Genomic DNA, 26,701 nt, shown 5'->3' on the forward strand with positions numbered 1-26,701 from the left:
CCGACTCCGCACACGTCCACACGGGGACGTCGGCAGCAGCGACAACGTCGGACGCGACCGGCCCGACCGGACCGAACGCCCCGACCCGGCTTGAGCCCGTCTGCGGAACGCCCGGCAAGGATCGGGCGACCTGCTACGCGATGCGCGCCGCGGACGAGACTCCCGTGATGCGGCTCAGTGCCGCGGCCACCCCCGCCGGGCTGGGCCCCAGGGACATCCAGAGCGCCTACAGCCTGCCCGCGGACGGCGGCGCCGGCCAGACGATCGCGATCGTCGACGCGTACGACAACCCCGACGCCGAGGCCGATCTGGCCGTCTACCGCGCGCAGTACGGCCTCCCCGCCTGTACGACCGCCAACGGCTGCTTCACCAAGGTCGACCAGCGCGGCGGCACCTCCTACCCGCAGCCCAGTGAATCGTGGGCCGGCGAGATCGCTCTCGACCTGGACATGGTCTCGGCATCGGCCCCGGGCGCACACATCCTCCTCGTCGAGACGGACAACGACGGTCTGGAGAATCTCGCCGCCGGTGTCGACCGCGCGGTCGCCCTCGGCGCCAAGTACGTGTCCAACTCCTATGGCCGGCCTGGCGACTTCGCCTCCGACCTGTCCACCTACGGCGCCTCCTACGACCACCCCGGCGTCGCCGTGGTCGCGGCCACCGGCGACAACCGGTACGGAGTCTCGTTCCCCTCGACGCTGCCCTTCGTGACCGCCGTCGGCGGAACCGCGCTCACTCCCGCCCCGGACACCGCCCGCGGCTGGACGGAGACGGTCTGGGCCCGTGACCCCTACGGACCCGGCTCCGGGTGCGCGCAGTACCAGGTCAAGCCCGACTACCAGAAGGACACCGGGTGCACCGGCCGCAGCGTGTCGGATGTCTCCGCCGTCGCTGACAACGTTGCCGTCTACCTCACCTACGGTGCGGGCGGCGTCGGCTGGCAGCGCTACGGGGGCACCAGCGCCGCCACTCCGCTGATCGCCTCGGTGTACGCGCTCGCGGGCACCCCTCGCCCTGGCACCTCCCCCGCCGCCTACCCGTACGCGGCCGGCGGCGCCGGGCTCAACGACGTCACCAGCGGCACCAACGGCAGCTGCACCAGCGACTACCTGTGCAACGCCGGTCCCGGCTACGACGGCCCGACCGGCCTCGGCACCCCCGCAGGCCTGGCCGCGTTCCGCAGCGGGCCGCACGGCACGCTGTCCGGAACGGTCAAGGACGCGGCGTCCGGCAAGCCGGTCGCCCACGCGACCGTGGGTTCGGGTCTCGACGTCGCGACGACCGACAGCCGGGGCGCGTACCAGCTGGACCTGCCCGCGGGCACCGTCAAGGACCTCACGGTCCGCGCCTTCGGCTACACCACTTCGACCCCCGCCACCCTCACCATCGCGGACGGCCAGTCCCTCTCCCGCGACTTCCGCCTCGCCGCCATTCCGCGTGCGAAGGTCCACGGCACCGTCAAGGACGGCTCCGGCCACGGCTGGCCGCTCTACGCGAAGGTCACGGTGGACGGTTCCCCCGAAGCCCCCGTCTGGAGCGACCCCGCCACCGGCGCCTACGAGCTCTCCCTGCCCAAGGGAGCGGACTACGGCCTGGAAGTCACCGCGGCGCTGCCCGGATACGAGCCCGCGGAACAGTCCGTCACCGTCGGCAGGCATCCGGTCGGCAGGAACTTCACCCTGGACGCGGACCCCGACTCGGCCACGGCCGTCGGCTACACCCTGCGACGCGAGGGCACGACGGAGACGTTCGACTCCAACACCTCGGCCCCACAGGGCTGGACGGTGTCCAATGCCTCCGGGACCGACAACGGCTGGGAGTTCGACGACCCGATCCAGCGTGGCAACGCGACCGGAGGCAGTGGCTCCTTCGCCGTCGTCGAGAGCGACAACTGGCCGATCGGCCCGCACCAGGACAGCCAGTTGATCAGCCCGGTGTACGACTTCTCCGGCAGCGAGTCGGCCGAGCTCGACTTCAAGACGGCCTATCTGTACAACCCGAACAACCAGCAGATGAGCGTGGACGTCACCACCGACGGCGGCACCACCTGGCAGACGGCCTGGGCCACCTCCTCCACGAGCGGGGACGGCAGGGACCACCGGACCGTTCACGTCCCGCTGCGGGCGTACGCGGGTGACAAGGCAGTCCAGTTGCGCTTCCACTTCGTGGCCAACTGGGGCTACTACTGGTCCGTCGACGACGTGTACGTCGGGACGCGCGACCTCCTACCGGTGTCCGGCGGCCTGACCGTCGGCACCGTCCGCGACGGCCGCACCGGCGCGGGCCTGGTCGGCGCCACCGTGGCCGACTCCGGGCATTCGGACGCCACGACGGTCACCGTCGCGACACCGGACGACGCGGCGGTCGGCGACGGCTTCTACACCCTGTTCCTCGCCGGCCCGGGCAAGCACACGCTGCGCGTGAGCGCTCCCGGCCACGTCACCGCGTACCCGGCGACCAGAGTGCGTGCGGACCGGACAGTCCGCGCGAACCTCCGCCTGAAGGCCGCCCCGGCGACCTCCGGCTGACCCTCGTCGCAGTTGGGTGTCCCCGGCCCCGGCCCCACCGTGGTCCGTAGCCGGGGGCACCCTCGAGTCGGGGGCGCCGCGCGCCGGACGGCGAAACAGCGCACGTGTCGGTCATCGCCGCCAGGGTTACGCTGGTTCCCAGGAAGCCGGGACATCGGAGACGGATCTCGTCCGATACCTTCTGTGGTCGGAGGAAACACGATGGGCGACCAGGAGATTCGCGCGGCGCTGGACCGGCACTGGGAGGCGTCCGCGGCCGGGGACCAGGACACCGAGCACGAGATCTACCACGACGACGTCATCACTGATTACCCCCAGTCGGGAGAGCGCATCCACGGTCGCCGCAACCTTCAGGCCTTGCGCTCACACCATCCGGCCAAGCTCACGTTCACCATCCGCCGGATTCTCGGCAGTGGAGATCTCTGGATCACTGAATACGTGATCGACTACGACGGGAAACCGGCGTCCACCATCAGCATCATGGAATTCCGCGACGGCAAGGTCGCCCACGAGACCCAGTACTTCGCGGATCCCTTCGCTCCACCCGCCTGGCGAGCCCAATGGGTGGAGTCGATGCCGCACGTCTGACGCCCGCCTCCGATCCGCTCGGCTTGCCGCGCCCCCACGCCACGCCCCAAGCGACGGGACGTCGGTCTACGGGGTCGCCGCCGATCGCAGGGTCCACAGATGGTCCGCGGTGCCGTTGTCGGAGTACTGGACGACGTTGGCGCTGTCGCTGGTGGACATGCCGGCGACGCCGAGCAGCAGGCCGCTGTTCTTGTTGACGATCTTGTACTGACCGCCGCCGGCGTCGATCAGCCGCCACAAGTGATCGCTGGTCCCGTTGTCGTGGTACTGCTGAATCTGGGCGCTCAAGGCGGTAGAGGCGCCCTGCACGGCGAGGAGCAGACCGCTGTTGACATTGACGATCTTGTACCAGCCACTGCCGGCTTTGACGAGTTTCCACAGGTGGTCCGGAGTACCGCTGTCCGCGTACTGCTGCACATCGGCACTGTCGGCAAGCGAGGCGTGGTCGACGGCGAGGAGTTTGCCGCTGTTGACGTTGGCGATCTGGAAGACGGGCGGGGCCCAGACCTGGAATTCCGACAGCCCCCACCCGGTGCCGCCACCGGCGTTGGGTGCCACGACGCGCAGCCGACTGGTCGTCAGGGGCGGGAAGGTGATCTCGTTCTCGGCGTTCGCGGTGGGAGCGCCGGGAGAGCGGGTCTGTCCGGGTACGGTGGCCCACGCCGTGCCGGTCCAGTACTGCAGGTCGTACGTGGCCGGGGTGCGCACGCCGCCGCCGTCGTCGTAGAAGTACAGCCGCACGTCACCGGTCTTCTGGTCGCGGCCGAAGTCGACGCCGTAGTAGTCGCTGGGGTGGCCGGTGGCGTACGAGGTCCAGCGGCTGTTCTCGGGAATCCCCTGCCGGTAGACGATGCCGTCGACGGCGTTCCAGACGTTGTCGTAGCTGGAGGTGTAGGAGGCGAAGGGCTGCGGACCGGACGCGAAGCGCTGCCCGTTGGCGGCTATGTCCGCGGTTGCGTCCGTGCTCGGCCGGGTGTTCGGCGCACCGACGTCGACCGTGACCGGGCCGAGGTCCGTCCTGGCGGCGACCTGGCTGCCGTCGACGTAGACGTGCAACCCGGCTCCCTGGCCGTAGCGGCCTCCGGTGCGGTCCCACAGTACGGTCACGTTGTGCCCGTGGTACGGGGTGTTCTCCAGCGCGAAGTGGTCCCAGTCGGCCGGTGCGAGCGGCTTGACGACCAGGGTGTCGTCGCTCTGGCCCCGCAGGCCGATGAGTCCGGAGATGACGTTGTCGTCGTAGGTGGAGTGGTTGTAGTCCTCGCTGTGGTTGTTCCCGTCGTACAGCCAGTTGTCGCTGTCCGGGTCATGGGCCTCGGCGACGTAGGGGACGCCGCCCCGGTACTGGGTGGCGGCATAGGTGTGCAGCAGTTGGACGTAGTCGCTGCTGGAGAACACCGACTGGGCCGGGTAGTCCTCCAGCAGGTTCGCCGCCGCTGTCAGCGTCTGGGACGTGGCGAACGGCCAGGAGGGGCCGTCCCAGCGGCAGCAACCGCCGGCCTGGTACATGAACCAGGGGCTGCGCCGTTCCACCGTCGTCGGCCCGTAGGGGGCGGCGAAGCCGTTGGAGTCCTTGAGTTGGGCGAACGCTCCGGCGTTCGCGGCCGGCGCCATGTCGAACATCCAGGGCAGATAGCCCATCAGCTCGCGGCTGCCGGTCTTGCCCAGGGAGGGGTTGTTGTCCCGGGCCACGCCGTAGTAGAACTGCCGTCCCGCGTCCCACAGGTGTGTCTGCACCGCGCTGCGCAGAGCACCGGCGCGGGCCTGGAAGTCGTCGGCCGTGCCGGTGTCACCCGCCAGCGCGGCGATCGCGGCGATCGCCCGCGCGTCACCGTACTGGTAGGCGTTGATCGTCGGCCGGTAGCCATGGCCCCCGTGATACGGCTCGGAGGACTCATACGACGAGGCGGAGTACTCCGTCGCGTCCCACACCGGCGCCTGCCAGTACAGGCCCAGAGTCCGGTTGAAGTGGTTGCCCCAGCCGTCGTACTGCTTGACGAGCGACGCCAATTGGGACTTGGCGAAGCCGCGGTCCCCGGTGGCCAGCATCTGCTGCCACACCGCGTCGGCCGCCCAGAAGCTGTACTCGTGGGCCCAGTCAGACGTGTCGGCGTTCACACCGTCGGTCTGCGGTTTGGGGAACTGTCCCGGGCCACCGAGCCAGTAGTCGACGACGTCCTTGGCGTACGTCTGGTCGCGCAGCCACCGCCCCTCGGTGATCTGGTGTCCGGCCGCGGCCGAGATCCCCCCGTACGGAGCGCCGTAGCCGACGGGTTGGAGGAACTCGCTCGACAGCCAGCCGTACTCCGGCCCGGTGTAGACCAGATGTTCCTTGTAGGTCTGCCAGCGGTAGTAGTACACGTCCCGGATCTGCTGGTCGGGCACGTCCAGGAAGGGGATGTTGGCCTTGTACCAGGCCGGGTCCTGAACGCCCTTCAACAACGCGTCGTGATCGAGGAACGACGTGCCCGCCGGAGCGGGGGAGGCGACCGCGGCGGGCACTCCGGCCGCGGCGGGCGAGGTGCCCGGCCCACCGAGCAGACTGCTGAGCACCGCCACGGCGGCGGCCCCGCCCCACCATCTGCCCAACCTCACCATGGCGTTCCCCTCCGAGCCTCAACGGTGGCCTGACACGGTCCGCTCACCGACGTCGCGCGACGGCCGCCCACCACGGAGAGCAGCTCCTTGTCTCTTCCGAACTCCCCTTACAACGTTGTAAATGAACGACCGTGTGAACATGACAACATAGGCGAAGCGGGGGTGTCCAGAGGCTGCGAACAAGGCGCTCCGCATCCGCGCGCACCGGCCGGTGGACGCTCACGCGGTCATGCGGCCGCCTCAAGTGGTCATACGGCTGAGGTGAGTTGCTGCTCGGCCCAGATGGTCTTGCCCCGGTCCTCGTAACGGGTCCCCCACCGCTGTGCGAACTCGGAGACCAGCAGCAGACCGCGGCCGCCTTCGTCGGTGGTTCGGGCGTGCCGCAGGTGGGGGGCGGCGCTGCTGCTGTCGGAGACCTCACAGGTCAGGGTGCGATCGTAGATCAGCCGCAGTCGTACGGGCGGTTCGGCGTACCGGATGGCGTTGGTGACCAGTTCGCTGACGATGAGTTCGGTGGCGAAGACCTCGTCGTCCAGGGCCCACGCGCTCAGTTGGCCCGAGGCAAGGGTGCGGGCGGTGGCCACGGCCGCCGGGACGGCGGGCAGGCTCCAGGTGGCGACGTGGGAGGGGTCCAGGGCCCGGGTGCACGCCACCAGGACCGCCGCATCCTGCGGAGGGTCGACGGGGATGAGGTTCTCGGCGAGGCTCAGGCACAGGTCCTGCGGGGCCTGACGGGAAGCGGCGAGCAGTCGCGTGACCTCGACGTGTCCGCCGTCGTGGCCGAAGGCCTGCACCAGTCCGGCCGTGTACAGCACCAGGCGGGTCTGGTCGGGCACCGTCAGCTCGAATTTGGTGAACGCCGGTCCGGGCCGGCCCAGGGGTGCCCCCACCGGAAGATCGGGGAAGGTGACCGTGCCGTCCGGCCGGGCCACGGCAAGGCCGGGCCGTCCGGCCGTGGCCATGACGCACTGCCGGGTGACGGGGTTGTAGACCAGGTACAGGCAGGTGGCCCCGGCGGCCTCGCTGCCGGCCGCCGGGTCACCGTTCTCCGCGTCCATCTGGTGAACGACGTCGTCGAGGCGAGCCATGACCTCGTCCGGCGCCAGATCCAGGGCCGCAAGGATGTGCACGGCGGTCCGCAGCCGGCCCATGGTGGCCGCCGTACGCATGCCGCGCCCGGGGGCGCTGCCCGTCACGAGGCCCACGCGCGCGCCGGGGAGAGCGATCACGTCGGCCCAGTCGCCGCCCGCGCCGGAGTACACCACATGGTGCGCGGTACGAACCGAATGCGGAGCGGGAGAATCCTGTGGCAGCATGCCTCGCTGCAGGGAGAGCACGGCGTTTCGCTCGCGGACGAAGCGGCGGGCGTTGTCCAGGGCGACGGCGGTGCGGCCGGCGAGGTCCTGGGCCAAGGTGAGGTCTTCGTCGTCGAAGGCGCCGCGCGCGCCCCAGCGGTAGAAGGCGACCAGCCCCAGAACGCTCTCCCGCGCGACCAGGGGCACCATCATCAACGAGTGGATCCGCTCCTCGAGGATCCGCCGGCCACGGACCATGTCATCGCGTATCCAGGTGCTGTCCTCGTCGACCGAACGCACCAGACACGCCTTGCGGTCGGCCAGGACCCGCAGGGCGGCCGCGGCACCGGGATAGTTGCTCGGCTCACCGACCGCGTACACCCCCGGTGTGATACCCGCGCGGTCCGACCTGCACGCCGCACGTTGGAGGGCCCATCCGGCTTCCCCCGGCCCGTACGGCACCTCGTGTCCGGCGAGCACCGGTTCAAGGAGGTCCACGGCCACGCTGTCGGCCAGCCGGGGAACCACCACCTCGGCCAGTTCCTGCGCGGTGCGCAGCACGTCGAGGGTGGTCCCGATACGGGCGCCCGCCTCGGCCACCAGGGCGAGGCGCTGCTGTGCCCGGTGCTGGTCACTGACGTCGACCACGGTATCGGCGATGCCGATGATGCGTCCGGCGGAGTCCTGCAGGCGGAACACGGACGCCGAATAGACGTGCTCGTGCTCGGGGTCGCCGGGCGGCCGCCCCCGCTTCTCGAAGGCGATCGCCGGCTCACCGGTCTCCAGCACCTTGGCCATCACCTGCTCCGCCATCTCGGAACTGAAGCCGGGCCACGCCTCGGTGGGACGCAGGCCGAGGGCCTCGGTCACCCGCGTGCCTTGCATCCCCTCCGCTGCCGCGTTGTACCGCGTCAGACGGAGTTCCGGATCCAGGACGAACAGGCCGATGGGGGAACGGGTGAACAGGGCTTCCAGCAGTGCCTGGTCGACTGCGGGGACCGTCTCGGACGACGCCGCTGACAGCTCCACCCGCCAGCACGCCCCGAACTGCGGGTCCCGCTCGGCCCACACACGGATCCGGCAGCCGACCGCATGGCCGTCCTGGTGTCTGAACGCCGTCTCGGTTACCCCGAAGTGCCCGGGCGGCCCCGCGGCGAGCAGTTCCGTGATCGTCCGGCCGATACCGCACGGTGCCGCATAACCGAGGAGTTCTTCGGCTGCCGGGCTCCACCGGACCACTACGCCTACGCCATCCACCAGCAACGATGCCTGACTGACCCCGTCAGGCGCGCTTCCCGCTGTCCGCGTGCTGCCGACTTCCGATCCGTCCATGACCTTCCGCCGTTCTGGGCTCCCTCGGCTCGGCCGTGCCTCCAGTCTCGCGCAGCCGGAACCGCTTCGCGCGGCCTGGGGCGCGAGCGCGCCCGCAGATGCCCTGCGCCCGGGGGACTGCCGCCGGCCCGCCGCCGACCGGACGCCCGGCGTGTGCGTCACCTGCTTGACCGGTGACGAGCAGGGATGTCATGATCTCACCGGTCAAAACGGTGACGCGCCGAGGCCTCCGCGCCTCCGTCCGCGAAAGAGAAGGCGAAAATGGATCTGAAACTCGAAGTCGTCGTGCTGCCCGTCTCCGATGTCGACCGGGCCAAGGCCTTCTACGAGAAGGCCGGTTTCCGTCTGGACGTCGACTACGTCGCCGACGACGACTACCGCGTGGTCCACCTGACGCCGCCCGGCTCACCGTGCTCGATCCTCTTCGGTACCGGGGTCACCACGGCCGCGCCGGGTTCGACGCAGGGCCTGCACCTCGTGGTGTCGGACATCGCGGCGGCCCATGCCGAGCTCGTCGGCCGAGGTGTCGAGATGACCGAGATCTTCCACGACGCCGGCGGGGTGTTCCACCGCGACACGGAAGATGGCCGGGTCAATGGCCCCGATCCACTGCGCGCCAGCTACGGCTCGTTCACCGCCTTCAATGACCCGGACGGCAACGGATGGGTGCTGCAGGAAGTGACCACCCGGCTCCCCGGCCGGTGACGAACACCTCCTTCCGCCACCCGCGCCTCCCGCAAGGTGACAGGACCAGTGGTGGACGAGGCCTCGCGCACCTACGCCATGGTCGTCACAGGCGCCGGACGGGTCGGCGAGAACGTGGCCGACCTGGCCCGCGCCGCCGGGTAGCAACTCCCCACGGGCGGGACCCTGTTCGCCACCGGCCTCGGACGACCGAGTGCGCCGGGGCACCGAGGCGAGCCGCACAAATCACCGCTCGGGGGGCGAAGCCACGACGGCAAGGCCGAGCGCAGCCCCGCGTGGGCGGACGGGTCGAGGGCCTCAGCCGGAACCTCGACGCCGCCGACACCGCAGGCACGCATGCCCCGCAGGCACCGCACGCCCCGCAGGCATTTAGTTGACACATAAACTACATGCCTTACGATGGACCCGGCGAGCAGGCAGCGAACCGACCCGCTTCACGCACGAGCCGCGCGGCCGCTCACCCGATTCACGGCGGCACGGGACAGGCCCGCATCGCCGCACACCCTCACCCTCTCGATTGACGCATCAAGCATGTATCCTAGGAATATACTTGACGTGTCAATTATTTGCTTCTGGACGGTCAACCCCATGCGGGCCACCGGAGGAGGAGACCATGACGCCGCTGACCTTCGAGATCGGCCTCGACTCGCTCGGGGAGGTCGCCACGGATGACGGCCGGACGCTGAGCGACGCCGAGACCGTCCGCCTGCTCCTCGGGCGACGGCTTCCGGGGAGCCGACGAAGAGCGCGCCGTGGTCGATCTCGGCCGGCCCACGACCTGCACCTGAGCCGTTTCGACCTCACGTACGACATCATGCGCCTGCCGCGTCAGGCCCGTTCCCGCACGATCGAGTTGCTGGGCCGCGAAGTCGCCCCGCTGGTAAGGGAACTGCTCACCAAGGAGTCCACCCATGTCTGATCTCACTTTCGGCCTCGACACGTTCGGCGACGTACCCGCGGACGACTCCGGTGCGACGGTCTCCCACGCGAGGGCGATCCGGCAGGTCCTCGACGAAGCCGTCCTCGCCGACGACTTGGGCGTCGACGTCATCGCGCTCGGCGAACACCACCGGCCGGAATACTCGATCTCGTCCCCGGAGACCGTGCTCGCCGGCATCGCCACGCGCACCACACGCATTCGGCTCTCCTCCGGCGTGACGGTGCTGAGCTCCGACGACCCCGTCCGGGTGTTCCAGCGCTTCGCAACCGTCGACGCCCTCTCGGGCGGCCGGGCCGAGGTGATCCTCGGCCGCGGGTCCTTCACGGAATCGTTCCCCTTGTTCGGATACGACCTCGCCGACTACGACACGCTGTTCGAGGAGAAGATCGAGCTGTTCTCGAGGCTGCTGGAGGAGAAGCCCGTCACATGGAAGGGCACCGTGCGGGCTCCCCTGGAGGACGCAGAGGTCTTTCCCCCCACCGAGTCGGGGCACCTGAGCACCTGGGTCGGTGTCGGTGGCTCACCCCAATCGGTCATTCGCACCGCCCACTACGGACTTCCCCTCATGCTCGCCATCATCGGCGGTTCGCCCGAGCGCTTCGCGGCCTACATCGACCTCTACCGGCGCGCGGCCGACCAGTTCGGCACCACCGCTCATCCGGTGGGAATGCACTCCCCCGGCTTCATCGCCGACACCGACGAAGAGGCCCGAGAGGTGCACTGGCCGAGCTACCGGGTCATCCGCGACCGCATCGGCGCCCTGCGAGGCTGGCCGCCGCTGCGCCGCGAGGAGTACGACGCGGAGATCGAGCACGGCTCCCTGTACATCGGCTCACCCGAGACGGTCGCCCGCAAGATCGCCGGCGCCGTCCGCCAACTCGGCGTCGGCAGGTTCGACCTCATCTACACCGCGGGCGCACAGCCGATCAGTGCCCGCCTGCGGGCGGTCGAGCTGTACGGCACGAAGGTCATTCCCATGGTCCGCGACATCCTCGCCGGCTGACTCACGCAAAAGCGGAAACGGAGACGGCATGAACATCGAGGGCGTCCGCAGCGTCGGCATCCTGGGGGCCGGGAAAGTGGGAACCGTACTGGCGCGGCTGGCCCTCGCGGCAGGGTTTCGCGTGCTGATCGCCGGGTCGGGCGCGGCCGAGAAGATCGCGCTCACCATCGAGGTCCTCACCCCCGGCGCCGTCGCCGTCACCGCGGCCGAGGTGGCGGCCCAGGCGGACGTCGTGATTCTGGCACTCCCCCTGGGCAAACACCGCGGCATTCCGGTCGACGCGCTGCGGGGCAAGCTGGTCATCGACGCGATGAACTACTGGTGGGAGGTCGACGGCGTACGCCACGAGTTCACCGATCCCCGTACCTCCACCAGCGAGATCGTCCAGGCCTTCCTGCCGGACTCCCGTGTGATCAAAGCGTTCAACCACATGGGCTACCACGACCTCGAGGACGAGGCCCGACCCGTCGGAACGTCCGGCCGCAAGGCGATCGCCCTCGCCGGGAAGGACCCTGCCGACCGGGCCACGACCGCCCACCTCGTGAGCGCCCTCGGCTTCGATCCCGTCGACGTCGGCCCGCTTGCCGAAGGGGTGCGCCTGGAACCGGGCACCGAGCCCTTCGGCGCCAACGTCAGCGCGGACGAGTTGCGCGCCATGACCGACCGCTTCCCAGCCTCGGAACGCGGCGTGACGGTCGGCAGGGCCCGCTGAGCCGCGAGGCGGCCCGGCATGTTCACCCGGTCTCCGGTCCTCGGGACCAGTGCCCCGACACCCGGGGACGCCACCAGGTCTCCCGGCAGTACGGGCCCCGGTCAGCCCGCTGACGCCACGTACCGGCGGCGAGCCGCGCCCTCTCGTCGACGGGGTCAGCTTCGAGAGCGGTTCGCGCCCTCAGCGCGTCAAGGGCAGGCCCGGATAGAGGTTTGCCAGATCTCCGGAGAGTGCGGCGCGTACGGTACGGCTCTTGTCGTCGGCCACCACTTCGAGCGCGCGGTCCTGGATGCCGTCGAGTGCGAGCCCGGCCACCCATGCTGGGTCGACCTTGTCGGAGCCGTCCACGTAATCCGCCATGTCGGTGTCCATGTAGCCCACGTGCAGGGCCATGACGTCGATACCGGACGGTGCCAGCTCCTGCCGAGTCACGTTGGTCATGGCCAACTCGGCGGCCTTGGCCGCGCTGTAGCCGCCGTAGTTCGGATAGTGCGCCCAGCTGAGCAACGAGAGCACATTGACGATGGTCCCGCCGCCGTTCGCGGCGATCACCGGGGCGAAGGCCCTGGTGACATTGAGGGAACCGAAGAAGTGCGTTTCCATCTCCAGGCGGATGTCACCCATGTCGCCCGCGGCGAGTCCGACGTGCGTGCTGATGCCGGCGTTGTTGATGAGAAGTGTCGCGTCCCCGGCGACCTCGGCCGCCCGTGCCACGGAGTCGGGGTCCGTGATGTCCACCGCGAGCGGCACGGCCCCGGGCAGGTCGACCGACGCCGGATTGCGTGCGCCCGCGTAGACCTTGGCGGCGCCGCGCTCGAGCAGCTGGGCGGCGAAGTGCCGGCCCAGGCCGCGGTTGGCTCCGGTCACGACCGCCACTGCGTTCCTGATGTCCATGAGTTTCTCATCCCTGAGGGGCTGAATAGGTATTTCCAACATAGATAGCTGGATGAGGAAACGCAACTCAGGGGTAAGCTGAGTCGCATGACACACGCCAAGACCGCACGGAAGGACCGCGACCGCGAAGAGGCCTGCTCGATCGCCCGCTCCCTTGAGATCGTCGGGGACCGCTGGACCATGCTGGTCCTCCGCGAGGCGGCGCTCCAGGGCGTGACGCGCTTCGCCGACTTCCGTGACCGCCTCGGCATAGCCCCCGACGTCCTCACGTTGCGCCTGGCCACCCTGGTGGAGGGGGGCGTCATGGAGAAGCGGCCCTACCGGGAGCCCGGTGCGCGCACCCGGTTCAGCTACCACCTGACGCCCGCCGGTGAGCAGCTGCGCCTGGTCCTGGCCGCCCTCCAACAGTGGGGCGACGAGAACCGGCCGCCCTCGACCGGACCCAGCACGCTGCGGCGCTCCGCCGACGGCGACCGCCCTGTGCGTGTGGCCTTCGTCGACGACACCGACGCCGTCGTCCCCGCGGGCAACGTGAACTTCCTGATGACGGTCCCCCGTCCCACGCGGGGGCGGGAGGAACCAGGGTTGACGCCCAAGTCCTGACCGTCCACCACTGGGCGGCCGCTCTCAGGCGGCCCGGTGCTCTCACCACCGGCGGCGGCACGTCCGTCCGACCACTCGAGCCGGCCCACGGCCGACGGGAGGTCGAACCGGGGACCGGCCGACCGGCGGGACCGCCTGCTGCGGGACCGCGGGCTCGAGCACGAGCACCCTCGCGGATGTGTCGGGTCAGGTCATCGAATTCTGATCATCGCTCACGCGGTGGCACGATGACGGGATCGAGGAGCGGCTGCACGACGCGCTGCGTGACCGGGTCCGAGTGCCCGACGGCCGCAGCGTCGAACCTAGTACTCCAGCTGTAGGTCGCTCTTGGCTGGTGACGGCTATGTTCTCCGCGGTTTGCGTGGCCTGGCCCAGCTGCCGTGCGGCCGGTTTCGTTCCTGGGCCAGCGTCGCTGCATCGAACTGGGTCTTGCTGGTCACTGCTCGTGGTTCAGGTACGAGCGTGGTTGCAGTCGATCGCCACGGGACAGCCGAGGCCCAGCCGACCAGGGGCATGGTCTCGTCGTAGTGCGGAGCGAACTGCGCGACGATGATGGTGGGCATCTGATAGTTCTGGCTGCGGACGTGTTCGAGGAAGGCGTCGGGCAGCGAGACGTGGTGGGTTTCCACATAGTGCGGGAAGTCCTGGCGCCACAGCCACGCGCCGTCGGTCAACAGGGATGAGCATCCCGGAGAGTGCCGGTGGGGGCTGCCGGTGATGACGTCCGGTCCGCCTTCCATGACGTCGATCAAGTCGTAGCCTGCGTCCAGGTAGGCCACCAGGTCCGTCTCATCCCGCTCACCGACGGGCCGGACGACATCGTGTATCGATCCGTTCGGCTGGCTGGAGCGGGTGTCGAATTCGTCGTAGAAGCCCAGCAATCCCAGCACTGCGTCTCCTTCGACGAGCCTTTCCATCCCGCTGGCACTCGTAGACGCGGCCACCGTTGACCATCGGCGTGTGAAGACAAACGATCACGCGGCGGCCGCAGGTCACAGCGTAGACGCTGCCCGCTGGCAGGAAGCGTTCGAGGGCCTGATGGACCTCATTGCAGGCCGGTTTGCCCGGGTCGAACCCCGTCGCCGAATACGGCACCTGGTGCTGGGACTGCTCGCGGACCTGCCGCGGAAGAACTGCTGGACCATCGCCGAATGGGCCGGGGAGGCGACTCCGGACGCCATGCAGCAGCTGCTGAGTCGCGCCAAGTGGGACGCCGACGCCGTCCGTGACGACCTGCGCGAGTACGTGGTCGAGCACCTGCACGACGACCAGGCAGTACTCGTGGTCGACGAGACTGGTGACGTGAAGAAAGGGTATCCACGCAGTCGGCGTCAAGCGCCGATACACCGGCACTGCGGGCAGAATCGAAAACGCCCAAGTCGTCGTCTACCTCGCCTACGCAGGCCAGCACGGACACGCCGCACTGGACCGAGAGTTCTACATCCCACGCTCGTGGACCGACCAGTGCGACCGGTGCCAGGCGGCCGGACTCGACCCGGACACCGCGTTCGTCACCAAGCCCGAACTGGCCGCCCGCATGATCACCCGTTTCCGGGACTCCGGACACCGCGCCCCCTGGGTGGCCGGAGATGAGGTCTACGGCGGCAACCCCACACGCTGCGCCGCCCTGGAGGACCGCGCCACCGGATACGTCCTGGCAGTGGCCCGCACTCACGAGGTCATCACCGAGGCCGGCAAATTCCGCGCGGACATCCTGGCCAAGAAGCTCCCCAAGCGGGCCTGGCAGAAGCTGTCCGCCGGAGCCGGAGCCAAGGGGCACCGCTTCTACGACTGGGCCCACATTGACCTGCCCAGCACCACATCCGGCCACCGCCATCTCCTGATCAGCCGCAACCGCACCACCGGCGAACTCGCCTACTACCGCTGCCACTCACCCCAACCGGTACCCCTGGCAGCCCTGGTGCGGGGCGCGGGATCCAGATGGAGGGTCGAAGAGACGTTCCAGTCCGGAAAGGGCCTGGCCGGCCTGGACGAGCACCAGCTCCGCCGCTATACGTCCTGGTCCCGCTGGGTCACCCTCGTCATGCTCGCCCATGCCTTCTTGGCCGTGGTCCGCACCGACGAGCACCGACTCCGTCCCAGGCCTGACGACCTGATACCGCTGACGTGCAACGAGATCCAGCGACTCTTTATAGCTCTCGTCGCCGGACCCGTCCACGAGGCTGGCCACTGGCTTCGCTGGTCCCACTGGAGCCCGACTACGGGACCGATCCCGCCCGGTCCGAGACCATGATCCGGTGGGCGATGATCGGCATCATGGTCCGCCGGATCACCCGGGGTTGCCCGGCAGAACGGCGAGGACCACGGCGTCTTCGGTGGACAGCCCTGTAGTGGAACGCCAGGCAACCTGCAACGCGTCAGGGATTCTGGGCGAGACCTACGAACCGCTCGACCTCGCTTCGCAGGTCTGGCGAGAGGTCCGAGAGGCTGCCGACGATGAAGGTCAGCTGCCTTGCAAGGTCCGGATAAACGCTCCAGACCGCCGAGGTCCTGGCCAGGACTGCGCGCAACAGGTCGCCCTCGCCCATGTGGCCTTCGGCCAGCGGGTTGTCTCGAAGCACCTCCACCGCGAGCGGAAGAAGCACCGCCAGCCCGATGTCCTGCCCGATCAGCAGACGCAGGTCTTCAACGGTCAGAGTCCCGACCGGCCGGCTCCGCAGGGCGTGCGCCGTCGCAATGAGACGAGTGGCGTCAGGTGGGGGTGCCGGCCAGCGATCACGTTCAAGCTCCTCGAGGGACCGACTACGGTCGACAGATACAGTCACCAGGCGATTCTCTCGTAGATGCGAGATCTCAAACGCGGTCTCATCAGACCGCGTTGGAGATCTTCCGTGTCCTGGGATCTGGGCCATTGTTGGGCCTGATGTGACTGGCGGGGGGATCCATCCGATCTGACGAACAATCAGTGGGCTTCGACCGAGCCGTTGTTGCCCGCTGCGCGCGTCGGGCCAGAGGGCGGCCGGCGGGACAAGCATCCGCGGCGGCGGATCGTCGATGCGATCTTCTATGTCGTCCGTACCGGGTGCGCCTGGCGGCAGTTGCCGAGGGACTTCGCTCTCTGGCAGACCGTGTACTGATACTTCACCTGGTGGCATGACGGAGGCACGGTTGGACGGATCCACGACGCCCCTGCGGAGCACGGTTCGTGAGGCTGACGGCCGCCAAGCCGAGCCGAGTGCCGGGCTGATCGACTCGCAGTCGATCCCCACCGCCGACGCCGCCCCGGCCGCCTCCAGGGGCTTGACGCCGGCAAGAAAGTCAAAGGTCGTAAGCGGTTCATCGTCACGGACACAGTCGGCCGCTCCAGACCGAGCCGCGAGCCTGACTTCGGAAAGGCACGTCAGGTCGTGCCCCGGCCCTCGCGTTCGGGGGATCCGTGCGGGTAGTCGGTGGGGAGCCATTCGCCGACGCTGAACAGGCGACTGCGGAGCAGGTCGCCGTCGGGCTTCAGAAGGCGGCTCGGGGTGTGCTCGTCCAGATCGAGCCACGACCGCACCATGCGGTCGTCTTCGGACTGGTTGAGGTTGGCGATGACGCAGGTCAGTGCGCCCTGCAGGACGTGAGTGCCGGCGGCGGGGGTCCACACCCTGAGAGTGATGGGGGCGAACAGGGCGACCCGGGTGATGACGTACCGGCTCTCCGGCACGGGGTCGTCCCAGTCGAGGTGGGTATCCGCGAGGGGATACGGCGGGCCGGTGATCGCCAGTCGTTCCAGCACGGTCCCGGGATCGTGCGCTTCGAGGGCGCACTGGGCCTGGCCGCACAGAAGCTCGAACGGGTTGCCGAGGAATCGGGCGAACAGGTCGAGGGACTGGTATCTGTGAACGAATGCCGCGAAGTGACCCTCGCTGGCTATCCCGGGGACGTCATCGGGGGTTTCGGCCATGGTGAGCGAGCTTGTCCTTCCGCCGTGCGAGGTGGAGGTCACCTTTGAGTGCGGTGAGACGGGGGTGACCCTCGGCGACTCCGGCTGCGGCACCTTCTCACGCCTGATCATCATGGGCAACGTTGCCGGACGCGCCGCATCGGTCTCATGGAGCCCCGCGACCAAAGCGCTCGAACGTACCGAGGCCGTAGTCGCGTCGCAGCATCAGGTCGCCGTCGTCAGTGTCCGCGTAGGCAGGCAGGACGTCACGCGGCCATACCCATCAGGCACCGCCGGCCAGCCGTTCGACGGCGCCTTCCTCAACACAGCAGCCTCGCTCTCTGATCACCGCGAGCCTGCCGACAATTCGAACTGTCTTGACAATTATTTTTGTCGGTTGCATCCTGGAGCGGTGTTGGACCTTGCCGTGATCGCAGTCCCGTGATCGCAGTCCGCACACCGCAGGGCGGCCCGCCGACACCGAAGGAAACCAGCATGCGTACCCTGATCAGCTCCGCCTTCATCTCGCTCGACGGCGTCATGGAGGGCCCCGGCGGCGAACCCGGCTACCGCAACTCCGGATGGACCTTCAAGGACGTCGCGTTCGTTCCCGAGGCGTTCGCCGTCAAAGGGCGGGAGCAGGAGGAATCCACCGCGGTCCTGATGGGACGGGCCAGCTACGAGGCGTTCAGCCCGGTGTGGCCGGACATGGCCGAGTTCGCCCAGTACAAGACCATGCCGAAGTACGTCGTCTCCACCACCCTCACCGAGGACAAGCTCGTCTCGAACTGGGGCGAGACCACCATCCTGCGCACCCTCGACGAGGTCGCCGCTCTGAAGGAGACCGAGGGCGGTCCGATCATCGTCCACGGCAGCGTCGCGCTGAACCACGGCCTCGCGGACGCCGGCCTGATCGACCGCTACCACCTGCTGGTCTTCCCCCTGCTTCTCGGCGCGGGCAAGCGTCTGTTCCCCGCGACGGACCAGGACACCCGGAAGCTGAAGCTGGTCGAGCACGCCGTGTACGCCAACGGCCTCCAGATGAACGTCCTCGACGTCGTGCGCTGACCAAGTCCGGGCAGCCGCCCTGCCGCCGCTCCCACCTACCGGCAACCCACCTGCCCGTGGGCCCGTGAGCCCGTGGGCCTCACCAGGACGCACACCCAGCCCCCGCACCAGAAGCCCGGTGGGCCGGGGCCGTGCCCGGATATCATCCACCGATGTCGACGATCTGCCTGATCGGTGTGGGCCGCATGGGCGAGCCGCTGTGCGCCGGTCTCGTCCGCGCGGGATACCGGGTGAGGGCTTACGACGTCCTGGCCGAGCGCAGGGAAGCGGCCCTGTCACGCGGCGCGCGGGCCCCGGATTCAGCGGCAGCCGCCGCGGCGGGGGCGGACGTGCTCCTCACCGTCCTTCCCGGGCCCACCGAGGTGGCGGCGGCAGTCGATGACGCCGTTCTCGGGGCGCTGGCGCCCCGGGCCACCTGGATCGACATGAGCAGTAACACGCCGGCCGACGCCGAACCCTGCTGGAAGCGGGCTGCCGCCCACGGAGTCGGTGTGCTGGAGGCGCCCATCGGAGGTTCGCCCGCGGACGCCGCCGCGGGGCGGCTGCGGCTCTACGTCGGCGGGGAGGACGCCCTCCTGGAGCGCCACCGCCCGTTGCTGTCCGCGGTGTCCGACCGCATCACGCACGTCGGTGGACCCGGCACCGGCTACGTCGCCAAACTGCTGGTCAACCTCCTCTGGTTCGGCCAGGCCGCTGCCACCGCGGAGGCTCTTCTCCTGGGCCGACGTGCCGGCATCGACCTGGGCGTGCTCACCGAGACCCTGGCCGCCGGTCCCGCCTCGACCGCGTTCATCCGCCACGACCTGCCCGCCCTCCTGGCCGGCGACTACCTCACCGACTTCGGCCTCGACCGCATCCACGACCAACTGACGGCAGTGACCGCATTGGCGGAACGACTCGACACGCCCCACGGCATCACGGACACCGTGCGTCGTCTCCACGGGGAGGCACTCGAGCGCTACGGGCCCGCGGACGGCGAGCTGCTCGGGGTGGCCCTGCTGGAAGAGAAGGCCGGGATCCTCCTGCGCCATCCGGTTGCGCCCGTCGCAAACAGCCGCACAGGCGCGGCCGAAAGGCCGACCGAGAACAACCCGTGAGTCTGCCTCAGCCGCGCCGAAGGAGCGGGGGGACGGGTGGCACCTCGACGGCGTTGGCGATGTCGTCGACGGTCATCCTGAATCCGTCGGGATAGACGTCACGCTCGGTGCGGCGGGCGGGTTCGCTGGTACGCCAGCAGTAGAGGCACTGCCGGCACTGCAGCACGAGCCATACCCCGGGGACGGGAGAGGTGAAGAGCTGTTCGATGGTCTCGTGGGCGCAACGCGGGCAGATGCCGGTGCCATCCATGCCGGTGGTTCCTTTTCGCTTGTGGGGGACGGGAGTTCAGCGCTTGTCGGCGGTTGTCGTCACTCGTCAGCGTTCCGCGGCGAGTTGCCGGAGCCTGCTGAGCCATTCGCCCATCTCGGGCAGGTCTTGGACCGGGTTGCCGTAGTTGCCGCGGTGATCGGGCCTGACGGGAGTGGTGGCGTCGATGATGAGCTTGTCGACGATGCCGGGTGTGTCCGCCTGTGGACCCAGCTCCATCACGGACAGGTTCGGAATCGTGATCAGGTCGCCGGCGGGGTTCATCTTGGTCGACAGCGCCCACATCACCTGTGGAAGGTTGAAGGGGTCGACGTCCTCGTCCACCACGATCACGGTGGCTGCGTATCCCATGCCGTGCGGCGTGGTCAGGACACGCATCCCGACCGCCTTGGCGAAGCCCCCGTACCTCTTCCTGGTCGAGACGATGACGACCAGGCCGTGTGTGTACGTGGCGTTGACCGCCTGGACCTCGGGGAAGTCCTTCGTGAGCTGTTCGTACAGCGGGGCGCAGGTGTTGGCGGCCATCAGGTAGTCGATCTCGGTCCACGGCATGCCCAAGTAGAGATGTTCGAAGACCGGGTTGCTGCGGTAGGAGATCTTGTCGATCCGGATCACCGGCATGCTGCGACCGCCCGAGTAGTGGCCGGTGAACTCGCCGAAGGGTCCTTCCACCTCCCGCTTGCGGCCTTCGATCACGCCCTCGATCACGACCTCGCTGCCCCACGGCACCGGCAGCCCGGTCAGGGGCGCCGGCGCGATCGGCGCCGGGGCGCCACGCAGGGCGCCGGCCAGTTCGTACTCGTTCTCGTCGTACCTCATCGGGGTGGAGGCGACGATCGAGATCACCGGGTCATTGCCCACGGCGATGGCGATGGGGAGGTCCTCGCCGGACTCCTCGGCCTTCCGCAGGTGCTGGGCGATGTCGTGCACCGGTACCGGCTGGAGGGCGAGCCGGCGTTTGCCCTTCACCTCGATGCGGTAGATGCCGACGTTCTGCTTACCGCTGTTCTCCGGGTCCTCCGGGTCCTTGGACACGACCGCGGCCTTGTCGATGTAGAAGCCGCCGTCGCCGTCGTTGAGGCGGATCAGCGGAAGCACCTGGAAGATGTCGACGTCGTCCCCGTCCTGGGTGTTCTCGGCCCACAGGGGGTGCTCCCGCCACTCGGGCCGGACCGGGAACTCCGCCCAGCGGCGGATGAACTCCTCCACCTGCTGCTTGGTCCCGGTCTCCTTCGGCAACTCCAGGGCCAGCGCGTGGTTGGCCCAGGAGCCGTGCACGTTCATGGCTATCCGGGCGTCCGTGAAACCGCTGATGTTGTCGAAGTAGAGGGCCGGCGCCGCATCCCCGAGGCGTGGTGCCGCGTTGGCGGCCGCGGCGATGTCCGGCTCCGGCCGCACCTCCTCGGTGATCCGAAGCAACTGCCCTTCCCGGTTGAGGACTTCGAGGAAACTGCGTAGGTCGTCATAGGCCATGTGAACCCCTTGATGACAGTCGTGGTGGGGAGTCAGAGCGCTGCCTTGAACTCCTGGGCATGGGCGGCTCGCATGCCGCCCCAGCGTTTGGCGGCGGGCGCGGGGAGGTCGAACTGGTCGAGGATCCGGGCCGTGATGTGGTCGACGATGTCGTCGACGGAAGCGGGGTGGTTGTAGAAGGCGGGCATGGGAGGCACCATCCGCACGCCCATGCGCGACAGCGCCAGCATGTTCTCCAGATGGACATCGCTCAGCGGCGTCTCACGCGGAACGAGCACCAGCTTGCGGCGCTCCTTCAGCACCACGTCCGCCGCCCGGCCGATCAGACCGTCGGCGTAGCCCGCGCGGATCCCGGCGAGCGTCTTCATCGAGCACGGGACGATCACCATCCCGTCGGTCCTGAACGATCCGGAGGAGATCTTGGCGCCCTGGTCCTCGGGGGCGTGCACCTCGTCGGCGAGGGCACCGATGTCGCGGGCGGACAGTCCGGTCTCCAGCTCGATGGTGGCGCGCGCCCAGCGGCTGAGCACCAGATGGGTCTCCACCTCGGGCAGCCGGCTGAGATTCTCCAGCAGGCGGACACCGAGCACCGAGCCGGTCGCACCCGTCATTCCCACGATCAGTCGCACACGGCTCAGCTCCTCAGTAGATGTGAGTGGGTACGGAGAGGACGGCACGGAGAGGACGGACCACCTCGGTCACCACTCCACTCCCGCGCTTCACACTAGGTTCGACCTGCCTGGTCAAAGCCGTAGGATGAAGACAAGCCATGGACAAAAACGGACACGCTGACGTCACCGAAGTCCCCTACCGGTCTTCCGCGGGGGCCCCGCCGGGGGTCGAGGTCCTCGCCTTCGCCGACCTGGTCGCCCGGGCTCGTGGTCACGGAGTCGATCCCTATTCACCGGTCCGGGTCGCGTTCCACGAGTTGATCACCGTGCGGACCGGAACGTTGTGCTGCTCGCTGGATTTCACCGATCACGAGCTGACCGAGGGCGACTGGTTGTGGGCGCGCCCCGGCCAGATCCACCAGTTCCGCTCCGATCTGACCTCGGCCGAAGGAACCGTCGTCCTCTTCCAGCCGGGCTTCCTGGACACCACCACCGCCGAGGTCGCCCGTGTCGACCAGTACTTCCCCTACCGTCCGCTGACCCCCTCGGGCGCCGCGGGAGACGCGCTGAGGAACACTCTGGGTCTCCTGGACAGCGAGTACCACGGGCTCGGCGGCCTGCCGTTGGAGGCGCACGTCGAGGTGCTGCGCCACCTGCTGGCGGCCCTCGTCCTGCATCTCGCCCACCAGCAGGCCGCCGCGGGCGACGAGTCGGACGACGGAACGGGCACCGAGGCGTTCCGCCGCTTCCAGCAGGCCGTGGAGCGCGGTTACGCCCGCAGCCACCGGGTGGACGACTACGCCAGGGACCTGGGCTACAGCGTCCGCACGCTGACCCGGGCGACCCGTGACGCCGCCGGATGCGGGGCCAAGCGCTTCATCGACAACCGGGTCCTGCTGGAGGCCAAACGCCTGCTCGTGCACACCGACCTGTCGGCAGGGGTGATCGCCGAACGGGTCGGCTTCCCGGAGGCCACGGTCTTCACCAAGTTCTTCCGCAAGCTGGCCGGCGAGACGCCGACCGCCTTCCGTGACTCCTCGACGACACACGGCCGCGTCCGGCGGGCGCGAAGCGCCGGCCAGTAGCCGCGTACCGCCCGGCGAAGGCGCCCGGCGACCGGCGACGCAAGCGCCCGGCGAGCGGCAACGGCGTTGCCGCACACGCTCGCCGCACACGCTCGCCGTTCGCCGGTCGCCGGTCGCCCGAGCTCGGCACGGCGGCCGGCATCGTGCGCCCTCGTCAGGGCCACGGAGATCCCGATGTCGCGGGCCGCTGCCCTGTCCCGTGGGTGCTGGGCGTGTCCGCCTACGCGCCGTCGTTCCGACTTCTCAGAGCAGGCGCAGGACGCCGACGACCTTGCCGAGGATCTGCGCTTCATCGCCGGGGATCGGCTCGTAGGACGGGTTTCGGGGCATGAGCCACACCCGGCCGTCCTGGCGGAGCAGCACCTTGATGGTGGCCTCGTCCCCGAGGAGCGCGGCGACGATGTCTCCGTGGTCGGCGCTGTCCTGGCGTCTGACGGTCACGATGTCACCGTCGCAGATCGCCGCGTCGATCATGGAGTCACCGGAGACCGTCAGGGCGAACAGGTCACCGTCGCCGACGATCTGGCGGGGCAGCGAGTAGACGTCCTCGACCATCTCCTCCGCGAGCAGGGGTGCTCCCGCGGCGATCCGCCCTACGAGGGGCACCTCCACCGGCGCCTGGCTCAGACTGCCCAGGTCGGGCGCCCACGAGGGCCGCACGCGGTAGGCGCGGGGACGGTGCGGGTCGCGGTAGAGGACGCCCTTGCGTTCGAGAGCCATCAGCTGGTGGGCGACCGAGGAGGTGCTGGAGAGGTTGACGGCCTGGCCGATCTCCCGCATCGACGGCGGGTAGCCCTGGCGCCGGACCGTCTCGGTGATGTAGCCGACGATGGCCGACTGGCGGCTCGTCAGCTCGCCCCCGGCGTTCCGGGTGCCCGGCGGACGGCCTCGGCGTGCGGGCGCGCTGTTCTCCATCCCGGGTACCTCCGTACAAGATCTTCGCAGAACGTGACCTTATCCCGCCATCCGGTGCAACCGGAACACCGGTGTCATCGTGGTCCCGCGGAACGACGGCGGATCGCCACGTCGACCGTGTCCGGGCGCAGGACAGCCGGGACGATCCATTCGGCGTTGACGGCCGGCGGCAGCGCCTTCGAGGGCGGGTCGAAGCCGCCCGCGGCCTTCTCCCCGGTGCCGCGCGGTCGTGTGCGGTCCTGCCCGCTGTTCCGGCTGCTCGCGGGTGGCGTCGGCCATGGGCGCCGCGCGGGCACCTGGTACGCGTCCCGGCCGGAGCAGGTCCTGCGCGCCTGCCGGTCAGGGGGTGGGGGACGCCGGAGCGGGGGGTTCGCCGAAGGCGGCGACCGAGCCGGGCACGAGGTGTCGCCGTACGATCGCCTGCGCGGTCTTTTCGGCGTCGGCGGACAGGCCACGTCCGGTATCGGTCAGCGTGACCTTCACAGCCCTTCGGTCGCGCTCATCTCGATCGCGCTCGATCAGACCGGACGCCTGCATGTCTCGCAGGACGTAGGACATCCGGCCTCCCGATTCCCCGAGGAACGCCGTCAGTTCGGCGACCGGCGCGGATCCGCTCGCGGCTTCGGCGAGGGCGCCGAGGATGAGGTAGTCGAGGAGTGACAGACCATGCCGTGCCCGCAACTCGCCGTGCAGGCGGCCCAAGGTCCTGAGGAGCCCCGGAGCCTGCCGCTGATCGGTGTCGCGCGAAGTGCGGTCGGTCATGTTCGTTCCCCGGGGTCGGCTCTTCGGCCACGAGTCCGCGACCGAAGATTCACAACCAGGTTCCGCACGGCGGCCATGGCGTGCCCATGGGACCTGAAGCCCTCGGATCAGGACACGGTCCGACTCGTCCGCGCCTCGGCTGTGCGACGGGAGCACTCCACACGGACACCGGTCGCCCGGCCCGACGTCCAGATGTGAGGCAGTTGTGGCACGTCCGGCCACCTCTCCCGGCTCTCCTGACGCCCTACCGTCGTCACCGAGCGCGACGTGGTCGAACGGGTTGACCACTACGACGAACGCAAGAGGTCTGGTTCACGTGGACGGATGAGAATCCTGGCGGGTCCGGCACCGACGGTAAGGGGGGCAGTGGCATGACGCTGCTGGCACGCATCAACCAGCCTGGGGATCTGCGGACTTTGAGCCATGCGCAGCTGATCCGGCTCGCCGGGGAGATCCGCGAGTTCCTGATCCGCAACGTGTCGGTGACGGGTGGCCATCTGGGGCCCAACCTGGGCGCGGTGGAGCTGACCCTGGCACTGCACCGGGTCTTCGACTCACCGCGCGACACACTGCTGTGGGACGTCGGGCATCAGGCCTACGTCCACAAGATCGTCACCGGTCGGGCCGACCGGTTTCCGGGCCTGCGCCGGCGCGGCGGAATGTCCGGCTACCCCAGCCGGGAGGAGTCCGCGCACGATCACATCGAGCACTCCCACGCTTCGGTGGCACTGTCCTACGCCGACGGCATGGCCAAGGCCAGAGAGCTCGCGGGGGAAACGGACCGGCACATCGTCGCCGTCGTCGGCGACGGCGCACTCACCGGGGGGCTGGCCTGGGAGGCGCTCAACAACATCGCCGCGGCGCCCGGACGGCCCGTGGTGATCGTCGTCAACGACAACGGACGCTCGTACGCACCGACCGTGGGCGGACTCGCACAGCACTTGGCCGCCCTGCGCACGCACGCCGGCTACGAGCGACTGCTCGGCTGGGGCAAACAGACCTTGGGCGGCGCGGGAACGCCGGGGCGGGCCGTCTACCGGACTCTGCACGCGGCCAAGGAAGGCCTCAAGGACGCCCTCGCACCGCAGCCGCTCTTCGCGGATCTGGGGCTGAAGTACTTGGGCCCCATCGACGGGCATGACGTCCCGGCCTTGGAGGCGGCCTTCGAACGCGCCAAGGATCACGGCGAATCCGTCATCGTCCACTGCATCACGCGCAAGGGGCTGGGCTACGCACCTGCCGAGCAGGACGACGAGGATCATCTGCACGGCGTGGGCGCCATCGACCCGCGGACCGGCCGCCCCCTCCGCCCCGGTGGTACGAGCTGGTCGGCGGCGTTCGGCCGGGAACTCGTGTCGCTGGCGGCACAGCACCGGGAGATCGTGGCGATCACCGCGGCCATGCCCGGCTCAGTGGGTCTCAGGGATTTCGCCGCCCGGTATCCGGAACGGTTCTTCGACGTCGGGATCGCCGAGCAGCACGCGGTCGCCTCGGCCGCAGGACTGGCCATGGCGGGGTTGCATCCGGTGGTCGCCGTCTACGGCACGTTTCTCAACCGCGCGCTCGACCAGGTGCTGATGGACCTGGCGCTGCACCGGCTCGGTGCGACCCTCGTCCTCGACCGGTCCGGTGTCACCGGCGACGACGGCCCCAGCCACAACGGGCTGTGGGACCTGGCGATGCTCCAGGCCGTCCCGGGCCTGCGCATCGCTGCTCCCCGCGATGTCCGCACGCTCCACGAGGAGTTGGGAGAGGCCGTCTCGATCACCGATGCGCCGACGGTCCTTCGGTACCCCCGAGGCGCGGTCGCACCGACGCTCCCCGCGGTCCGCCGGGTCGGCGGGGTGGACGTGCTGCGCGAGGCCCAAGGCGCGGGCGTCCTGCTGATCGCGGTCGGCACCATGGCGAGTGTTGCCCTTGAAGCGGCGGAGCTCTGCGCCGCGCAGGGTGTGGAGGTCACCGTGGTGGATCCGCGGTGGGTCAAGCCGCTGCCGGGCGAGCTGGTCGGGCTGGCCGCCGATCACGTGCTGGTCGCCACGGTCGAGGACGGCCTTCGTACGGGTGGCGTCGGGGCCACGGTGGCCCAGGCCCTGCACGAAGCCGACCTCCAGGTACCCGTGCGCGCCTTCGGAGTGTCCGACGGGTTTCCCGAGCAGGGGACCCGCGCCGAAGTACTCGCCGAAGCGGGACTGACCGCGCGGTCCGTCGCCGAGGCCCTTGTCACCGCGGTGCCGGTCGGCTCCTCGCGGCCGGGACGTACGTAGTCATGGCGCCCGCACCGCGACCGAGCAGGAACACTGGGTAGCCGCCCCGCACCCTCTCCGGCGGCTCGGGGGGTCCC

At 69.4% G+C, this 26,701-nt stretch carries 24 protein-coding genes and 1 pseudogene; 14 read left to right on the forward strand and 11 right to left on the reverse strand.

From position 1 onward, the window contains the following. Positions 1 to 167 precede the first annotated feature (167 nt). Positions 168 to 2,528, forward strand: a complete 2,361-nt coding sequence (locus tag HEP85_RS01475; RefSeq protein ID WP_248001778.1) for a carboxypeptidase regulatory-like domain-containing protein — start codon at positions 168 to 170, stop codon at positions 2,526 to 2,528. Between the two features lie 201 nt (positions 2,529 to 2,729). Next, the gene (locus tag HEP85_RS01480) at positions 2,730 to 3,116 is read left to right on the forward strand and encodes a nuclear transport factor 2 family protein (RefSeq protein WP_168525451.1); all 387 of its coding nucleotides are present in this window, start codon (positions 2,730 to 2,732) and stop codon (positions 3,114 to 3,116) included. Between the two features lie 66 nt (positions 3,117 to 3,182). Here the strand turns inward: HEP85_RS01480 and HEP85_RS01485 are convergent, their stop codons facing one another. Both HEP85_RS01485 and HEP85_RS01490 read right to left on the reverse strand, forming a co-directional pair. Then, a complete protein-coding gene (locus HEP85_RS01485; protein ID WP_168525453.1) occupies positions 3,183 to 5,711 on the reverse strand; it encodes an RICIN domain-containing protein in 2,529 nt (842 codons plus the stop codon). A 248-nt stretch (positions 5,712 to 5,959) separates the two neighbouring features. Then, positions 5,960 to 8,245 carry a SpoIIE family protein phosphatase gene (locus HEP85_RS01490; RefSeq protein ID WP_369657547.1) on the reverse strand — a complete coding sequence of 762 codons (2,286 nt, stop codon included), beginning with the start codon at positions 8,243 to 8,245 and terminating at the stop codon, positions 5,960 to 5,962. Positions 8,246 to 8,599: 354 nt separating this feature from the next. Between HEP85_RS01490 and HEP85_RS01495 the strand changes: the two genes are divergently transcribed. The 4 genes from HEP85_RS01495 to HEP85_RS01510 all read left to right on the forward strand — a co-directional run bounded on the left by HEP85_RS01495 (position 8,600) and on the right by HEP85_RS01510 (position 11,698). Beyond that, positions 8,600 to 9,043 (forward strand): VOC family protein, encoded by a 444-nt coding sequence (locus HEP85_RS01495; RefSeq protein WP_168525457.1) that lies wholly within the window; start codon positions 8,600 to 8,602, stop codon positions 9,041 to 9,043. 613 nt (positions 9,044 to 9,656) lie between these two features. Beyond that, positions 9,657 to 9,962 (forward strand): hypothetical protein, encoded by a 306-nt coding sequence (locus tag HEP85_RS01500; RefSeq protein WP_211117775.1) that lies wholly within the window; start codon positions 9,657 to 9,659, stop codon positions 9,960 to 9,962. Further along, positions 9,955 to 10,986, forward strand: a complete 1,032-nt coding sequence (locus HEP85_RS01505) for an LLM class flavin-dependent oxidoreductase (protein ID WP_168525459.1) — start codon at positions 9,955 to 9,957, stop codon at positions 10,984 to 10,986. The genes HEP85_RS01500 and HEP85_RS01505 overlap by 8 nt, the downstream gene beginning before the upstream one ends. Before the next feature lie 28 nt (positions 10,987 to 11,014). Then, positions 11,015 to 11,698 (forward strand): NADPH-dependent F420 reductase, encoded by a 684-nt coding sequence (locus HEP85_RS01510; protein ID WP_168525461.1) that lies wholly within the window; start codon positions 11,015 to 11,017, stop codon positions 11,696 to 11,698. A gap of 180 nt (positions 11,699 to 11,878) precedes the next feature. On the opposite strand, the gene HEP85_RS01515 is transcribed toward HEP85_RS01510, so the two are convergent. After that, positions 11,879 to 12,592 (reverse strand): SDR family oxidoreductase, encoded by a 714-nt coding sequence (locus HEP85_RS01515; protein ID WP_168525463.1) that lies wholly within the window; start codon positions 12,590 to 12,592, stop codon positions 11,879 to 11,881. A gap of 87 nt (positions 12,593 to 12,679) precedes the next feature. Between HEP85_RS01515 and HEP85_RS01520 the strand changes: the two genes are divergently transcribed. Then, entirely contained in the window at positions 12,680 to 13,195 is a 516-nt protein-coding gene (locus HEP85_RS01520) for a helix-turn-helix domain-containing protein (RefSeq protein WP_168525465.1), read from the forward strand. 341 nt (positions 13,196 to 13,536) lie between these two features. Here HEP85_RS01520 and HEP85_RS01525 read toward each other — a convergent pair whose 3' ends face one another. Next, positions 13,537 to 14,085 (reverse strand): hypothetical protein, encoded by a 549-nt coding sequence (locus tag HEP85_RS01525; protein WP_168525467.1) that lies wholly within the window; start codon positions 14,083 to 14,085, stop codon positions 13,537 to 13,539. 148 nt (positions 14,086 to 14,233) lie between these two features. Here HEP85_RS01525 and HEP85_RS01530 point away from each other — a divergent pair. Next, positions 14,234 to 15,449, forward strand: a pseudogene (locus HEP85_RS01530) (IS701 family transposase). Between the two features lie 124 nt (positions 15,450 to 15,573). Here HEP85_RS01530 and HEP85_RS01535 read toward each other — a convergent pair. Further along, a complete protein-coding gene (locus HEP85_RS01535; RefSeq protein ID WP_248001780.1) occupies positions 15,574 to 15,981 on the reverse strand; it encodes a contact-dependent growth inhibition system immunity protein in 408 nt (135 codons plus the stop codon). Between the two features lie 126 nt (positions 15,982 to 16,107). Here HEP85_RS01535 and HEP85_RS01540 point away from each other — a divergent pair, with 126 nt between their 5' ends. Next, on the forward strand, positions 16,108 to 16,293 hold the full coding sequence (locus HEP85_RS01540; RefSeq protein WP_369658101.1) for a transposase: 186 nt from the start codon (positions 16,108 to 16,110) through the stop codon (positions 16,291 to 16,293). A gap of 263 nt (positions 16,294 to 16,556) precedes the next feature. Here HEP85_RS01540 and HEP85_RS01545 read toward each other — a convergent pair whose 3' ends face one another. Then, a complete protein-coding gene (locus tag HEP85_RS01545) occupies positions 16,557 to 17,102 on the reverse strand; it encodes a hypothetical protein (protein WP_168525473.1) in 546 nt (181 codons plus the stop codon). Here HEP85_RS01545 and HEP85_RS01550 point away from each other — a divergent pair. The 3 genes from HEP85_RS01550 to HEP85_RS01560 all read left to right on the forward strand — a co-directional run bounded on the left by HEP85_RS01550 (position 17,101) and on the right by HEP85_RS01560 (position 19,246). Beyond that, positions 17,101 to 17,526: a hypothetical protein gene (locus tag HEP85_RS01550; RefSeq protein ID WP_168525475.1), complete on the forward strand. Its 426-nt coding sequence runs from the start codon at positions 17,101 to 17,103 to the stop codon at positions 17,524 to 17,526. The genes HEP85_RS01545 and HEP85_RS01550 overlap by 2 nt on opposite strands. Before the next feature lie 50 nt (positions 17,527 to 17,576). Beyond that, on the forward strand, positions 17,577 to 18,149 hold the full coding sequence (locus HEP85_RS01555) for a dihydrofolate reductase family protein (protein WP_168525477.1): 573 nt from the start codon (positions 17,577 to 17,579) through the stop codon (positions 18,147 to 18,149). A 131-nt stretch (positions 18,150 to 18,280) separates the two neighbouring features. Next, positions 18,281 to 19,246, forward strand: coding sequence for an NAD(P)-dependent oxidoreductase (locus HEP85_RS01560; RefSeq protein WP_348772361.1), 966 nt, complete (start codon positions 18,281 to 18,283; stop codon positions 19,244 to 19,246). Between the two features lie 7 nt (positions 19,247 to 19,253). Here the strand turns inward: HEP85_RS01560 and HEP85_RS01565 are convergent, their stop codons facing one another. The 3 genes from HEP85_RS01565 to HEP85_RS01575 all read right to left on the reverse strand — a co-directional run bounded on the left by HEP85_RS01565 (position 19,254) and on the right by HEP85_RS01575 (position 21,616). Beyond that, positions 19,254 to 19,496, reverse strand: coding sequence for a non-oxidative hydroxyarylic acid decarboxylases subunit D (locus HEP85_RS01565; RefSeq protein ID WP_168525481.1), 243 nt, complete (start codon positions 19,494 to 19,496; stop codon positions 19,254 to 19,256). A 66-nt stretch (positions 19,497 to 19,562) separates the two neighbouring features. Then, entirely contained in the window at positions 19,563 to 20,987 is a 1,425-nt protein-coding gene (locus HEP85_RS01570) for a non-oxidative hydroxyarylic acid decarboxylases subunit C (RefSeq protein WP_168525483.1), read from the reverse strand. 32 nt (positions 20,988 to 21,019) lie between these two features. Beyond that, positions 21,020 to 21,616, reverse strand: coding sequence for a non-oxidative hydroxyarylic acid decarboxylases subunit B (locus tag HEP85_RS01575; RefSeq protein ID WP_168525485.1), 597 nt, complete (start codon positions 21,614 to 21,616; stop codon positions 21,020 to 21,022). 140 nt (positions 21,617 to 21,756) lie between these two features. Between HEP85_RS01575 and HEP85_RS01580 the strand changes: the two genes are divergently transcribed. Then, entirely contained in the window at positions 21,757 to 22,683 is a 927-nt protein-coding gene (locus HEP85_RS01580; protein ID WP_168525487.1) for an AraC family transcriptional regulator, read from the forward strand. Positions 22,684 to 22,926: 243 nt separating this feature from the next. Here the strand turns inward: HEP85_RS01580 and lexA are convergent, their stop codons facing one another. Both lexA and HEP85_RS01590 read right to left on the reverse strand, forming a co-directional pair. Next, positions 22,927 to 23,598 (reverse strand): transcriptional repressor LexA, encoded by a 672-nt coding sequence (gene lexA, locus HEP85_RS01585; RefSeq protein WP_168525489.1) that lies wholly within the window; start codon positions 23,596 to 23,598, stop codon positions 22,927 to 22,929. Between the two features lie 339 nt (positions 23,599 to 23,937). Then, positions 23,938 to 24,360 carry a MarR family winged helix-turn-helix transcriptional regulator gene (locus tag HEP85_RS01590; RefSeq protein ID WP_168525491.1) on the reverse strand — a complete coding sequence of 141 codons (423 nt, stop codon included), beginning with the start codon at positions 24,358 to 24,360 and terminating at the stop codon, positions 23,938 to 23,940. A gap of 371 nt (positions 24,361 to 24,731) precedes the next feature. Between HEP85_RS01590 and dxs the strand changes: the two genes are divergently transcribed. Beyond that, the gene (gene dxs / locus HEP85_RS01595; protein WP_168525493.1) at positions 24,732 to 26,624 is read left to right on the forward strand and encodes a 1-deoxy-D-xylulose-5-phosphate synthase; all 1,893 of its coding nucleotides are present in this window, start codon (positions 24,732 to 24,734) and stop codon (positions 26,622 to 26,624) included. Positions 26,625 to 26,701: the final 77 nt, after the last annotated feature.

The sequence above is a fragment of the Streptomyces sp. RPA4-2 genome (genome assembly GCF_012273515.2).
Classification (GTDB): domain Bacteria; phylum Actinomycetota; class Actinomycetes; order Streptomycetales; family Streptomycetaceae; genus Streptomyces; species Streptomyces kaempferi.